The organism is Mastigocoleus testarum BC008 (assembly GCF_001456025.1).
In the GTDB taxonomy this organism is placed as follows: domain Bacteria; phylum Cyanobacteriota; class Cyanobacteriia; order Cyanobacteriales; family Nostocaceae; genus Mastigocoleus; species Mastigocoleus testarum.
The window spans coordinates 82,509-96,738 of record NZ_LMTZ01000089.1 but is presented as its reverse complement, the minus strand read 5'-3'; the positions used below and the strand labels follow the sequence as shown (position 1 = coordinate 96,738).

The following is a 14,230-nucleotide window of genomic DNA, read 5'->3' as shown; positions in this document are numbered from 1 at the left end:
AACTCAACTTTCCCATTCAGGTTGAGCAAATCTTCTAAACATAAAGTTACAAAACTGCTAAAAGACAAAGTATCAAATAATAAACCTAACCAGCAAATATAATGCTATTGCCACCAACTGTAATAACATCACTGGAATACCATAATGAAGGAAATTTTTAAACGAAATTCGATTTCCTTGTCTTTCAGAATAATTTACTGCAATAACATTACTAATTCCACCGACTGCGGTACCGTTACCCCCTAAAGTGACGCCAAATAGCATTGCATAAAATAGCAGTAAAGCCTCAACAGATAATTGTCCTTGAAAATTAGATGAAAGAAAACTTGAATTTGCGAGCCCCACACTCACGATATATTCTTTGAGTAATGGTAACATCGCCACAACCAAAGGAAGGCTGGGAATTACAGTCGATATAATTCCAGAACAAAATAATAAAATTAGTAAGCCAAATATAATATTTGTGCCAAAAATAGCGGCTATTATTCTAGATAAACCATTGACTACACCAGCTTTTTCTAATCCACCGACGACGACAAAAATACTTACAAAAAATATCAAGATACTCCAATCAATATCTTGAAATATACTATTGACTAAATTCATCCGATTTTGGTGAGATGAAAGTACAACTAAAGCAGCTGTAAATAAAACATAAATTGTCGGTGAGACATCATAATTTAGTAATTGGGTAAAAATAAAAAATATTCCAATTCCCAAAATAATTAATCCACTGGAATTTAAAAAATTACGAGCATGGATTTGGGGTAATCTTTGCCGGTCAAAATCTTCAATTCTAGTTTTCCAAATCTTTTTCCATAAAAATGGCAACATTACTGTAATTGTTCCAACAGCAAATAAGCCTCCTAAACCAACTTGCCATAAATAATCTGTAAAATTGAGATTTATCCCATCAGCAACAATAAAAGTTGCCCGATCAGCAAAAATAGTTAGTAATCCAGCACTATTTGCAACTAATACCAGCAAAATTAGCAACGGCGCTAAATTAACCGTTAATTGACGGGCTAATTCTGGCATCAAAGGAGCCAAAATAATTACTGCGATCGCATTAGGTAAAAAAACTGAAGTCAGAGAAGTAATTCCAACAATAGTTAGTAGTAAACGTTTACCTTCTCCCTTAGTAAATAGAAATATTTTTGTAGCTAAATACTCAAATATTCCAGTTTGTTCCCAAGCTCGTACTAATACCATAAACCCAAATAATAATGCGAGGGTATCATCACTTCTGGCTATATAATCTATAGCTTCCCGCAGTGATATGACATTAGTAAAAATTAAAAATAGTGCTCCTAAAAAAGTAGCAATTGTAATATCAAACCATTCTGTTGTGAATACCACAACTATCGCTACAAGGGTAAGCACACTCACAACGGCTTGCCAATTTTCCACAAGCAACTCCCAGAGTTAATTAATATTGACTCGACGATTCTTCGCATGCTAGCGAAAAAAAATCTAGACAATACATTGTTATTATTTCAAATCATTAAAAAAGTTCTAATAATATAAAAATAATTATTATTGGAATGCTTGTGTGGTAAAGAATTCAGATATCTTGTGAATTAAAATTAAATCTAATAAAAGGTAGATTTATTAGAGTAAACCTATATCTCAATGAAGATTATTAATCTGTAAATTAATACACAAAAACACGAGCAAAACTAATTACAAAAATATTATTCGTAGGGTGTGTTAGCTATACGAGAAAATATATTTTTAGGTCACCTTTATCATCACGCCATAACTCACTACAAACAAAATCCATGGAATTAAAGTAATCAATGTTTTTGCATGACCCGTGTTTTTGTGAATTATCATTCACTCACTATTATTTCAACCTTGCAAGTGCGTTTTCCGCCGCAGCTTTCTCTGCATCCCGTTTATTGCGTCCCCTACCTTCTCCATAGACTTTATTACCCACTAATACTTTGGCAAGAAATTCTGGAGCATGACAAGAACCTCCAATAGGGACAGTGTCATATTTGGGAGGAGAGGGAGTAATATTTTTTTGTACCCATTCTTGAAACCGATTTTTTGCATCCACATTGGAGCGTAATGTAAAAGTTCTTTCAGGAACTGAGTTAAATAAAGGTTCGATAACTGCACGTACAGCTTCAATATCACAATTTTTATCGAGGTAGTAAGCTGCGATTAAAGCTTCAAAAGCACTACTAAGCAACTTAGGATTTTGAGAACCTCCCTCACGTTTTGCTCCCTTACCCAAACGTATTTTTAAATTCAAACCTACTTCAAGGGCAAAATTTGCCAATTGTTGTTCGTCTACAAGTGCGGAACGTCTACGGGTTAACTCATCTTCCCCTTTTTCTGGATATCTTTGATAAAGATACTCACCACTTAAAAAATTTAACAATGCATCGCCAAGAAACTCTAAACGTTCGTTATGCTCGCCAGACTGTGGATGCTCGTGAAGATAGGAACGATGTGTTAGTGCATTGAGTAGAAGTGTTCGATCTTTAAACTTAAGAATTTGATGCATTTTCATGCTTTTTCGAATACGGATGTCTCTGTTAATCAAGAAAGAAGAAATAGAAGAAATAGAAATTAATTAGACTTGAAACAGGGCGCATCCCAATTTTTGCAAAAAAAAATTTTTTTTGTCCAAAAAATTAGCGCAAGTTGGATTATTCAACCATGCACAATCAAGTGAAATAAAGTATTATCCCCATAAATTTACAAGTAAACTACACCCAGTAAATTTACAACTGATAAATTTCAGTAACTTCACACCAGATAAATTTAATTTATATATTTGGGATGCTTCCCTTTCGGTAAACCTTTAAAAATAGGCATTGGGAGAAATAAAATCTCCTATCATAGCGTGGTGGTTAGCACCCCATGAAATCGGCGTTTTGTGCAGTACCTAAAGTATGCTCCGCTAACCGCTAGCCGCTAAGATTGTCATATGCAATGACTTTTCTTAATTTTACTTTTCTGTAAAAAAAAGACTCTCCCGGACAAGTGAGTATCTAATTATAGAAAATTGAAAGATTAAGCTTTGAAATATTAGAATTTAAAATATTAGAATTTAAAATATTAGAATTTAAAATATTACGCTTTGAAGTATTAGACCTTGAATTATTTAGATTGGAAAGCAATTAAAAATCTTTGTAATTATTTTTGATTGAATTTGATTTCAAACATAAACCTCATTCCAGGGATTTGGATGACTTAACGCTCCCCACACTATAAGAGGAATGGGCTATTGGGACGCGCTACGCGAACGGTGTTTTGATAAAAGAAAAAAACAATCGGGTGCTTTTAGCATCAGCGCAGAATAGTAGACTATCGCATTCTCGTGCCGAAAGATAAAACAGTAGATAATTGCAACATCTAAGTTCTTGCCTCAACTGCGGCAAGTTTTGGTATGCTAAAAAGCTAGATCGGTAATGATGAGAACTATGCCCGCCCCCAGTGTTAGCCCTTCAAATATCGCTTTTCCCCTGACAGCCGTAGTCGGTCAAGAAGCAATTAAATTAGCCTTGCTTTTAGCCGCAGTAGATCCTGGTTTGGGAGGAATTGCGATCGCAGGTCGTCGGGGTACAGCAAAATCGATTATGGCACGGGCGATTCACGCTCTCCTACCGCCCATAGAAGTTGTTGCAGGCTCTATTAGTAATTGCGACCCCCAACACCCTGAAGAATGGGATGATGAACTATTAAAAAACACTTCCTCCCTCGGAGCAGGTCAGGAGGGGGTTAACCCAGCGACTACTCAGGAGGCTGTCTCGCCAGAAACAGTTAATGAGAACACAGATGGGGTAAAAACTGAAATTATTCCATCACCTTTTGTTCAAATTCCCCTAGGAGTTACAGAAGATCGACTTTTAGGATCTGTAGATGTAGAAAAATCAGTTCAACAAGGACAAACAGTTTTTCAGCCCGGTTTACTCGCCACAGCTAACCGAGGAGTTTTATACGTAGATGAGATCAATCTTTTAGACGATCAAATCAGCAACCAATTACTAACCGTCTTATCAACAGGGCGCAATCAAATTGAACGGGAAGGAATTAGTTTTCAGCATCCTTGCAAATCCCTGTTCATTGCGACTTATAACCCCGAAGAAGGAGCCCTGCGGGAACACTTACTTGATCGAATAGCTATTACCTTGAGTGCTGATGGTGTCTTAGGTTTAGATCAAAGAGTCCAAGCCGTAGAACAAGCAATTAACTATTCCCGATCGCCCAAAGAATTTTTACAACAATACAGCGAAGACATTGACGCCCTCAAAACTCAAATTATTTTAGCAAGGGAATGGCTCAAAGAAGTTACGATCAGCCACGATCAAATTAATTATCTGGTAAATGAAGCTATTCGCGGTAACGTTCAAGGACATCGTGCAGAGCTATTTGCTGTACGCGTCGCCAAAGCAGCTGCAGCCTTGGAAGGACGCAACCAAGTTAATGCTGAAGATTTGCGACGGGCAGTAGAATTAGTCATAGTTCCTCGAGCAACTACGGTGGAGACACCACCAGACCAACAGCCCCCACCACCTCCTCCCCCACCACAGGACCAGGAAGAACCCGAAGACCAAAATCAATCGGAAGAAGAACCAGAAGAACCCGAAGATCAACAAGAAAACGAAGAACAACGAGAACAGGAACCACCAAGTATCCCTGAAGAATTTGTATTTGACCCTGAGGGTGTAATTCTCGATCCCAGCGTACTGTATTTTGCTCAAATGTCGCAAAGACAAGGGAAATCAGGCACTCGCAGCCAAATTTTTTCCGATGACAGAGGGCGTTATATCAAGCCGATGTTACCCCAGGGTAAAGTTCGCCGAATAGCTGTAGATGCGACATTACGAGCCGCAGCTCCCTACCAAAAAGCGCGAAGAGCTAGATATCCCGGAAGAAAAGTAATTGTCGAACAAGCAGATATGCGCTCTAAACGCTTAGTGCGTAAAGCTGGTGCATTAGTGGTATTTGTTGTTGATGCTTCCGGTTCAATGGCACTAAACCGCATGCAATCGGCAAAAGGTGCGGTCATGCAACTACTTACAGAAGCCTATCAAAACCGCGACCAAGTAGCATTGATTCCTTTTCGAGGCGAAGAAGCTGAAGTTTTACTACCACCTACTCGTTCTATAGCTCTAGCGCGATCGCGTTTGGAAACTTTACCCTGTGGTGGTGGTTCGCCCTTAGCCCATGGTTTAACCCAAGCCGTACGTGTTGGTTTGAATGCTAGAATGAGTGGCGATATTGGGCAAGTTGTAGTTGTAGCGATTACTGACGGGCGGGGTAATATTTCCTTGTCACGTTCTTTAGGGGAACCCCAAGAACCAGGACAAAAACCAGACATTAAAGGCGAATTATTGGATATTGCGGCAAAGATACGCGCTGCTAGGATTCAACTACTAGTAATTGATACTGAAAGTAAATTTGTCTCCACAGGCTTTGCCAAAGAATTAGCACAAACAGCAAGCGGCAAATATTACCATTTGCCAAAAGCCACCGATAAAGCAATTGCTGCGATGACTAAAGGTGCAATAGCAGATATTAAGTCTCGGTAAATAGTCCTGCTCAATAGTTAATGGTTAATTGATTTTTTCATTATCACCTACTGCGTAAGCAGTACAGATGCGTAACAATTACCTATTACCGATCACTAAACCAAATTAAAACAAATAGATAAAGATATTTCTGAAGATTGCTGTAGCGTTTGGAAGGTGTTTATTCCAGAAATTAGCACGTACAATATAAATCAAGTAGATAGTCAAGCAGAAGTTCCTGCAGAAACAGTTTGTGGTTGCATGAAAGAAACTAAATCCTGAATGCCTTTTTGTAAATACCGCGTTACTGTCATTGGTGAAGTTCCAATGGTCTTAGCTGCATCCTTCCGAGAAAGTTCTTTTAAAAATACTAATTCAACTGCCATTCGGGGTTTTTCTTCTAACATATCGATTGCCCCTCGAAGCTGCTGTCTTTCTTCTTCTAATTGTTGGTGAGAACTACTACGTTGACAGGGGAGTGCTTCACCCAAAGTTACTTGACAATCAACATAATGAACTACTGTTGCATCTAAACTTAATGGCATTCTGTTTTGTGCAGCCAACTTAGTTTCTTGCCATTCTTGTAACGAAACCTTCAATAATTTAGCAATTTCAGCATCTTTTGGAGGTCTACCCAAATCTGCAGCTAATTCCTTACGAATTTTTTGCCCCTCATTGTAGAGTTCTTGCCATCGTCTGGGTATCTTTAATAAAGTACTGCGATCGCGCAGGAAGTGGAGCATCTCACCCCGAATATAAGGTACGGCAAAAGAACTAAAAGCATAACCTTGAGATGGGTCGAAGCGTTCAATTGCACGAATCAAACCAAAATAACCGATTTGCTCTAAATCTTCATAAGGTTCATTACACTGATGGCTAAACTTATGAGCCATCTTTCGTACTAAACCAGTATGTAGTTGTACAAGCTTATTGCGCAATTTGATCGAAGGATTTTGATAGTACATACGCATTAGTTCCATACTATCGTACCTCATAGAGGACTGAGTAGCTACCATATAAATACCCTTGTAATAACTTCTCTTTTGGGAAAGGAACTTAATCAATCATTTTTATACTTAGTTGCATCCAGATTGAGAATTCAGCGTTTTATGCTTTGTGAGTCAACTTGATCGTTAGCTTTAAGAATGCAACTCAGTATTAAAGCTGTAATTATTTTCCTTGTGAAAGGTTTTGCAGACCATTCGTCCTTTCACGGAAATTGCGAGGGGTCTCACTCCACGGCTCAGTATTTATACGTAATATTGTTTTTGTTTTCTATTATTAAAATAACTTTTATTAAAGAATAAGCCTGTAAACATGCTTATTAGCACCATGGTTGGAAGTATTGTCTGTGCGTCAAAATGGTAAAAACGATAAAATTTGATTGGATTTATTTTTTGATATATGAGTAATACAAGTAATTTCCGGGATGCCATCCGCAATGCCAAAACACAAGCTCTTGTGGGTCCAAATGTCATTGCAAACGCTCTACCTTTCGTAGGTGGTGGACTTCTATTAACAGCCTTGGGAACCTACGGTGGAATTAACATCATCCAAAACAACCCTGAGTTGTTCTTCCCAACTTTTATTGGCGCATTCATTGTAGAAATCATTCTCTTCTTTGTCGCCCGCAATGTTGCTGAAAAAGCTAATAATGCAGTAGCTCTTCCTTTGCTTGCTGCTTACAGTTTGTTGTCGGGCTATACTCTGAGCGGTATTGTATTTTTAGCTTTAAGAACCCAAGGAGTTGGAATCGCAGGTGTGGGCTTTGCTGCTCTTGGCTGTGGTATAACTTTTGTTTTTGCTCGTCAAATTGGTTCTAACCTTTCCGAGGAAGATGGTATTGCGCTATCGAAGACAGTTAGTCTGGGAATAATTGCTCTAGTTATTGTTTTGGGGCTTCAGTTAGTTTTGAGCCTCTTTGGTATTTATACTCCTGGCTGGTTAGAAATTAGTATTTCCGGTATTGGTGTACTTCTGTTTGCTGGTGCAGCCGTGGTAGATTTCTTCGTATTACCACGTACTTATAGCGACGACCGATACTTAAGCGCAGCATTATCGATGTACTTAACCTACATAAATCTATTTATCTTCATCTTGCGTTTGCTGATTGCTATCAATAGTCGGGACTAGTGAAGTAGTTAGTCAAATTACAACGCTAAAACCAAATAAAGCAATATTAATTAAATAAACCCCAACTACACCAAGACCAATATTTTGTAGGTAAAACTCAACAGTTCACAATCAAATCTTCAAGCTGAATCTGGTCTTAGTACATTAATCGTGGTGCTCGCATTTGTAAGCACCACGATTTTTAGATTCTATGATTTTAAATCCTATGATTTTGAATCTTTAAATTCTTTTTGTATTGTGAAAATTTAATTTATGTATTTAATTATAATTCCGTAAAAACATTGAAATTGTTGATATTTATTGTTTATAAATCAGCTAATTTATGTGTCTTACTAAACACATCTTCTCTAATGCCAAATATGTAATTATCCGCAATATTTATTTTTAAGACGAAACTTAATTGGATCCCCTTGTCGAAGGGTGAAACTAATGAATAAATTGAGGACATCGATTCTCAGGGAAACGTTTTCATGAAAGCTTGGAATAAAGTATTATTCGTATCAGCCACAATGTTAGCCACTTTAGGAGCTTTTGCTTCTTCTGCACAAGCTGCTGGTTTTAACTACATTCGTATCGGCGATCATGACGGTTTGGGTTATGGAGACGGTTCAGGTTACGCCGCAGCGAACGGTAACGCTGCTAACGTTGATGGTAAGGGCGTATTGGGAGTAGGAGATTTTATTCCGGATCTTAATAAAGACGGAAAATTAGCAACTTACAAAGGAGATGACTTTGATAATCGTAGCGCGGCAGAAAAATTAAATACTGCTGTCCAAACTAAGGGATTTATTGATAATGGAAGCACTGGTTCCATATTTACTGATATTTCTCTGTCAACCAGTTTCATTAAAAAGTCAGGGAAAAAAGCTAATTTTTCTGAAAAAGGTTTTTCTAAAAAAGATTATAAATTTCAGAATATAAACGGAGATCAAAAAACCAGTAAGATTCCTCTTCCAGGATTTGATTTTGACTTTTTCGTAGATAAAAATAATGTAGTTAAAGATTCCCCTGTCTACTTTAATCTCCTCTTTGGCGATTACGATGTGAAAGATGCCAAAGTTGGATTTTGGAAAGCAGATGGAAGCTATTTTGAGAGACAGCTAACAAAACAAAAAAATAGAAAAGGTCAAGATGGCTGGATTCAATCAGCCTTTGTCGAACTGGACTTTGATGAAGTATTTAGTGCTACTGCTAATGGTTACAGTGGGCTCCTGAAAACTAAGATAATTGCTCCTGATGAACCGTACTTAACTTTTGATTATGCTGAACTAAGCACAAAACGAATTTCATTGGATCCCAATACTCAGTCTGTACCAGAGCCCACAACAATATTAGGTTTGGCTGTATTTGGAATATTTGGAGCTAGTTCTTTACGTAAACGCCAAACTGCGAATAGTTAACCTCTAAAATTTGCCAATACACCTTTCTCCGCTTGTGCAACTGAGCAATAATACCTTGCTTCAAATTCTTAAAAATGTACAAAAATTGATTTATCTTATCCTCTCAAAAACAATCAGCAATAAGAATTCATCGACATAAACAATTAATATTTTCTAATATTTCACATTCATCTGAAATAAATTTGAATTGTATAATTACAATCTGCAAGAGTATGCTTGCAGTTTTTTTTTATTTTTGAACTAATAGAATTAAAGCAATAATATTCTTGCATAAGCAACTTAGTAATCACTATGGACGCTCTGGAACTTAAACGCGAAGTCGAAATGTTGTCTGGTCGCCTGGGTAAAACCCAGGAGTATCTTTGACATTCCCGCATTAACCGCTAAGATTCAAGACTTAGAACAAACCGCAGCACAACATGACTTTTGGGACAATCAAAGTCAAGCCCAAAAAATACTCCAAGAATTAAATGACCTCAAAGCGAATCTTCAACAGTATAAAGACTGGGAATTAGGTTTGGAGGACAGTAAGGCGGTTTTAGAGCTTTTAGAGCTTGATGCCGACGCAGCATTACTTGAAGAAGCAGAATCTACTCTTAGTAAACTCAACCGCGAGTTAGACCAGTGGGAATTACTGCAGTTACTCTCTGGAACTTACGATAGTAGTGGAGCAGTGCTTACAATTACTGCTGGAGCTGGTGGTACTGATGCCCAAGACTGGGCAGAAATGTTACTACGCATGTATGTCCGTTGGGCAGAAAATTATGGCTATAAGGTCACTTTGACAGAAGAGTCCAAGGGTGATGAAGCTGGTATAAAATCAGCGACTTTAGAAATTACTGGGCGTTATGCCTATGGCTACTTACGTTCAGAAACTGGAACCCATCGCCTAGTAAGAATTTCGCCGTTTAATGCTAACGGTAAACGACAAACTAGTTTTGCAGGGGTGGAAGTCATGCCCCAATTAGACGATTCTGTTGAGTTAGAAATTCCAGAAAAAGATTTAGAAATTAGCACATCTAGATCTGGTGGTAAAGGTGGACAAAACGTTAACAAAGTAGAAACTGCTGTCAGGGTAGTTCATTTACCCACGGGGATCGCTGTCCGTTGTACAGAAGAGCGCTCTCAACTGCAAAATAAAGAAAAAGCTCTTACCCGTCTCAAAGCTAAATTATTAGTCATAGCCCAAGAGCAGCGCGCTCAGGAAATCGCAGAAATTCGTGGCGATATGGTGGAAGCAAGTTGGGGCAACCAAATCCGTAACTACGTGTTTCACCCTTACCAGATGGTTAAAGATTTGCGTACAGAGGTGGAAACAACCGCTATTAATGATGTCATGAATGGCGAACTCGATTCGTTTATCCAAGCTTATTTAAGACAGGAAAATCAACTTGTAGAGAGTACCTCTAACTAATAAGCATGAGGTTCGGGATTCGATTTGGTGGGTGAGTCCAATCGTTTTGAATCAAACTTCTTGAATTAAACTTCTTGGATTGATTAAACTTTTCGGATTAAACTTTTGGGTTAAGTTTCTGGAACTGAATCTTTTGAAGTCAAATTCTCAAATTACTTTATACTCCCTAAGTCCCACAATTCTGACCGAAGGATTCTGAGTTTAGAATTCTAAACTCAGAATTGATAATTATTCCCACAAGAACATTAAAGTACTCAACAAACTGTTACATTGAAGTAAGGTTTTCGGATTTAATAACAACTATGAATAATTCTTCTTCCGAGGAAAAACAACCCTCTTACGTAAAACTCGCAATGCGAAACATGGTGCAAAAACGTCTGACCTCTTTAAAGCACTTCGCCTTGACTACAATAGGATTATTGACTGTTTTAGTTGGTCTTGCTTATCTAACTCGATAAAGGAGCAAGGAGCTGTTTAGCTAACTTCACTTACAGTTGTCTAAGTCAGTTAAGGATATTTATAGCTTTGCAAGCTGAAATTTACATACAAGACAATTTTTATTCCGAGCAAACTTCTCTTCCAAATCTCGAATTTGGCGATCGCAGTAACCGAATTACCAGCCAAACTTGGGAGAGTTGGTTTCGTGGTTGGCTGAATGTTTTACAGCCAGATATACCCAAAGTTCCAAGTTATGAAATTGGATTGCGCCTAACAGATGATACGGAGATTCAGAAGCTAAATTATGAATATAGGCAGCTAGATAGACCCACAGATGTTTTAGCTTTTGCAAGCTTGGATACAGATATACCCCAATCAGTGCAAATACCTGAAGAAATACCTCTATATCTTGGAGATATTGTTATTTCTGTTGTCACAGCCAGTAAACAAGCAAAACAGCAGGATCATAGCTTAAAAACCGAACTCGCATGGTTGGCTTCCCATGGTTTACTTCACCTTCTAGGTTGGGATCATCCTGATGAAGAGAGTTTGATAGAAATGCTAAACCAACAAGTAATATTACTGAAGACAGTAAATATTTCTATTAGCGTATAATTACTTATTTTCTAAGAAATCAATACTACAAGTTTATAATGATTTAACAATCAAAATCAGATTTAGCAAAAAATTAATTACTGAAAAATTAGATTCACTCTTGTAGAAAACTATATCAGGGTTACTTAAAAAGCAAAATGCGAACAACTGCTCTTAGCACGTTTAGAACAAATGCATTTTTATTTCATTACTTCTTATAGTTTCCACATTTGATAATATATGTCCCAGCAAGTATCTTCACCAGCAACACCAAAACATTTAGAACCGATTGTGACGCAAGAAAGGAAGTACTCATGGAAAGTGGCTAGTAACTTATTTACTAGTTTTAGGTATGCATGGGCTGGTATTAGTTACGCATTCAAAACACAACGTAATTTTCGTATTCATGTCTCTGTCTGCGTACTTGCACTTGGATTGAGTATTTTTTTACGGCTCGAAGCAATTGAAGTGGCAGTGATTGGTATTACTAGTGGTTTAGTTTTAACTTTAGAGCTTTTAAATACTGCTCTTGAATCTTTGGTAGATCTAACGGTCAAGCAAACTTACCACGATTTAGCAAAGATTGCTAAAGATTGTGCAGCAGGTGCAGTACTAATTTCAGCTTTTGTTGCTATATTTGTAGCATCAATTCTGATTCTTCCACCGCTGACAAAGTTGATAATTGCATACGCTCATACTTTTGCTTGAATTGAGCCAAGATTGAGATTCTCTACCCATATAGAATTTAAATAAATTAGATATACTCATATCAAAATGACACTGATAGAGATTAAGTCAACCAAAAATCAGGCAAAATCTGATATGGAATAAAAATCAGGAGTCATTGTTTTTGATTATAGTAATAGATAATTACGATAGTTTTACTTATAATTTGGTGCAATACTTGGGAGAGTTAGCAGTAGATTTCCCCGTTGCATCGGAAATTAAAGTTTTTCGTAACGATAAAATATCCCTCGAGCAAGTTCGGGAAATGAATCCCGATGGGATAGTTATTTCTCCTGGACCAGGTCGTCCGGAAAATGCGGGTATTTCTTTAAATTTGATAGAGGAACTAGGACCCAGCATCCCGATTCTGGGAGTTTGTTTAGGTCATCAAAGTATTGGTCAGGCTTTCGGTGGTAAGATTGTCTCTGCCAAGGAACTAATGCATGGAAAAACTTCACCCGTAAAGCATTCGGGTGTGGGAGTTTTTCAAGAGTTAGATGACCCCATGACTGCTACCAGATATCATAGTTTGGTCATTGAACGTCAGACTTGTCCGGAAGTTTTAGAAATTACAGCTTGGCTAGAAGATGGAACAATAATGGGAGTGCGACACCGGAACTATCCTCACATTGAAGGCGTCCAGTTTCATCCAGAGAGTGTCCTGACTATTTCAGGAAAGCAATTGTTGCAAAACTTTCTGAAACAATTACAGTCGAGAGAATAATTAATGAAACGACGAAAGTTGATTGGCTACGCTGGAGCGGGATTGGTAACGACTTTGGTTGCTAACTTGGGTTCTCAATTGCAAGCTGATGCCCAATCTCGTGGTTCATTATCAATTCGATGGTTGGGACATACTAGTTTCTTCTTCTCTGGTGGTGGGGTGGAGATTCTTTCCAACCCCTTCGACCTGGTTGGTTGTACCGCTGGTTATCGTTCCCCCAAACAAAGAGCAGATTTAGTAATAATTAGTTCCCAATTGCGTGATGAAGGTGCAGTGAAAGGTTTACCAGGTAATCCCAAGTTAATGTATTTACCTGGGGTTTACGAATTTAAAAATATTAAATTTCAAGGATTAAGTAGCGACCGCCAACGCGATGGTAGAAGATTTAGCGAAAATATTGCTTGGGGTTGGGAGCAAGCAGGGATTAAAATTTTGCATCTCGGAGGAATTGCAGCTCCAATCTCAACGGAACAGAAAATCCTCATGGCTGGGACAGATGTATTATTAGTTCCAGTCGGGGGTGGTCCAAAAGCATATAGTCCGGCTGAAGCAAAACAAGCTATTGAAATAATCCAGCCCAAGCTAGTTATTCCTACTCATTATCGAACTCAAGCTGCGGATACCAGTGCTTGCAGTCTTTTACCGTTAGACGATTTTACTTCAACTATGGATAGCGTTGAAGTTCGTCGCAGCAATAGTGACACGATTACTGTAAATTCTGCTAACTTACCGAAAGATAAAGTAATCCAAGTTTTAAGTTACAAGTTTTAAGTTACAAGTTTTTGAGTTGTAAGTTTTTGAGTTGTAAGTTTTTGAGTTGTAAGTTTTTGAGTTGCAAGTTTTTTAGTTTTAAAACTTCTGAGCTTTAAGCTTTAAAATTTGAGACTTCAAATATCCAGCTAATTTGAGTTTAGGAATGTTGTAACAAAGGTTAATCAAATTTGCACCTTTCCTCGTATTTATTCCTCCCCACCCAAATTTTTCTCACTGAAGTGGACCCTCCTCCACTCAAACAGTGTAGAAGTTATGGTTGGGGTTAATTAACCGACTCCTGTGAGATTATGTAGCCACTGAATTAACTTTGATTTAATTTGAACCGAAAACAACCGAATCTCATTTTTATTACAAGTAAATATACTCATAATAAATATTTATTATATTTAATTGTTTCTTAAGTTACTAAATATTGAGATTTCAACTAATTGCGATAAAAATTATTAGCTTTTAATAAGTTTAGAAAATATTCTTATTTGATTGGATGGACAGCTTTTCC

At 37.6% G+C, this 14,230-nt stretch carries 12 protein-coding genes; 9 read left to right on the top strand and 3 right to left on the bottom strand.

Annotation, left to right across the window (positions count from 1 at the left end):
• Positions 1-72: 72 nt before the first annotated feature.
• A complete protein-coding gene (locus BC008_RS17035) occupies positions 73-1,410 on the bottom strand; it encodes an ArsB/NhaD family transporter (protein ID WP_027840192.1) in 1,338 nt (445 codons plus the stop codon).
• A 436-nt stretch (positions 1,411-1,846) separates the two neighbouring features.
• Positions 1,847-2,515 carry a ribonuclease III gene (gene rnc / locus BC008_RS17030; protein WP_027840191.1) on the bottom strand — a complete coding sequence of 223 codons (669 nt, stop codon included), beginning with the start codon at positions 2,513-2,515 and terminating at the stop codon, positions 1,847-1,849.
• 922 nt (positions 2,516-3,437) lie between these two features.
• Between rnc and bchD the strand changes: the two genes are divergently transcribed.
• Positions 3,438-5,549 carry a magnesium chelatase ATPase subunit D gene (gene bchD / locus BC008_RS17025; RefSeq protein ID WP_027840190.1) on the top strand — a complete coding sequence of 704 codons (2,112 nt, stop codon included), beginning with the start codon at positions 3,438-3,440 and terminating at the stop codon, positions 5,547-5,549.
• A 203-nt stretch (positions 5,550-5,752) separates the two neighbouring features.
• Here bchD and BC008_RS17020 read toward each other — a convergent pair whose 3' ends face one another.
• Entirely contained in the window at positions 5,753-6,544 is a 792-nt protein-coding gene (locus BC008_RS17020) for an RNA polymerase sigma factor SigF (protein ID WP_027840189.1), read from the bottom strand.
• 388 nt (positions 6,545-6,932) lie between these two features.
• Here BC008_RS17020 and BC008_RS17015 point away from each other — a divergent pair, with 388 nt between their 5' ends.
• The 8 genes from BC008_RS17015 (at position 6,933) to BC008_RS16985 (ending at position 13,728) form a co-directional block, all read left to right on the top strand.
• Positions 6,933-7,661 (top strand): Bax inhibitor-1/YccA family protein, encoded by a 729-nt coding sequence (locus tag BC008_RS17015; protein ID WP_027840188.1) that lies wholly within the window; start codon positions 6,933-6,935, stop codon positions 7,659-7,661.
• A gap of 470 nt (positions 7,662-8,131) precedes the next feature.
• Positions 8,132-9,061, top strand: a complete 930-nt coding sequence (locus tag BC008_RS17010) for a PEP-CTERM sorting domain-containing protein (protein ID WP_027840187.1) — start codon at positions 8,132-8,134, stop codon at positions 9,059-9,061.
• A 291-nt stretch (positions 9,062-9,352) separates the two neighbouring features.
• Positions 9,353-10,475 (top strand): peptide chain release factor 2 gene (gene prfB / locus BC008_RS17005; protein ID WP_153009604.1). Its coding sequence is split into 2 segments (ribosomal slippage): positions 9,353-9,424 and positions 9,426-10,475, totalling 1,122 coding nucleotides; the frame shifts between segments, so codons are not numbered across the junction.
• A 302-nt stretch (positions 10,476-10,777) separates the two neighbouring features.
• The gene (locus tag BC008_RS46535) at positions 10,778-10,933 is read left to right on the top strand and encodes a DUF3285 domain-containing protein (RefSeq protein ID WP_072207731.1); all 156 of its coding nucleotides are present in this window, start codon (positions 10,778-10,780) and stop codon (positions 10,931-10,933) included.
• 67 nt (positions 10,934-11,000) lie between these two features.
• Positions 11,001-11,528, top strand: coding sequence for an rRNA maturation RNase YbeY (gene ybeY, locus BC008_RS17000; protein WP_027840185.1), 528 nt, complete (start codon positions 11,001-11,003; stop codon positions 11,526-11,528).
• Positions 11,529-11,747: 219 nt separating this feature from the next.
• A complete protein-coding gene (locus tag BC008_RS16995) occupies positions 11,748-12,215 on the top strand; it encodes a diacylglycerol kinase family protein (RefSeq protein ID WP_027840184.1) in 468 nt (155 codons plus the stop codon).
• Positions 12,216-12,357: 142 nt separating this feature from the next.
• A complete protein-coding gene (locus tag BC008_RS16990; protein WP_027840183.1) occupies positions 12,358-12,957 on the top strand; it encodes an anthranilate synthase component II in 600 nt (199 codons plus the stop codon).
• Between the two features lie 3 nt (positions 12,958-12,960).
• A complete protein-coding gene (locus BC008_RS16985) occupies positions 12,961-13,728 on the top strand; it encodes an MBL fold metallo-hydrolase (RefSeq protein ID WP_027840182.1) in 768 nt (255 codons plus the stop codon).
• Positions 13,729-14,230: the final 502 nt, after the last annotated feature.

What these genes read in the sequence shown, in the direction of transcription:
- rnc (WP_027840191.1), bottom strand. Translation starts at nt 2,515, where the DNA reads ATGCATCAAATTCTTAAGTTTAAAGATCGAACACTTCTACTCAATGCA.
- bchD (WP_027840190.1), top strand. Translation starts at nt 3,438, where the DNA reads ATGCCCGCCCCCAGTGTTAGCCCTTCAAATATCGCTTTTCCCCTGACA.
- BC008_RS17020 (WP_027840189.1), bottom strand. Translation starts at nt 6,544, where the DNA reads ATGGTAGCTACTCAGTCCTCTATGAGGTACGATAGTATGGAACTAATG.
- BC008_RS17015 (WP_027840188.1), top strand. Translation starts at nt 6,933, where the DNA reads ATGAGTAATACAAGTAATTTCCGGGATGCCATCCGCAATGCCAAAACA.
- BC008_RS17010 (WP_027840187.1), top strand. Translation starts at nt 8,132, where the DNA reads ATGAAAGCTTGGAATAAAGTATTATTCGTATCAGCCACAATGTTAGCC.
- BC008_RS46535 (WP_072207731.1), top strand. Translation starts at nt 10,778, where the DNA reads ATGAATAATTCTTCTTCCGAGGAAAAACAACCCTCTTACGTAAAACTC.
- BC008_RS16995 (WP_027840184.1), top strand. Translation starts at nt 11,748, where the DNA reads ATGTCCCAGCAAGTATCTTCACCAGCAACACCAAAACATTTAGAACCG.
- BC008_RS16985 (WP_027840182.1), top strand. Translation starts at nt 12,961, where the DNA reads ATGAAACGACGAAAGTTGATTGGCTACGCTGGAGCGGGATTGGTAACG.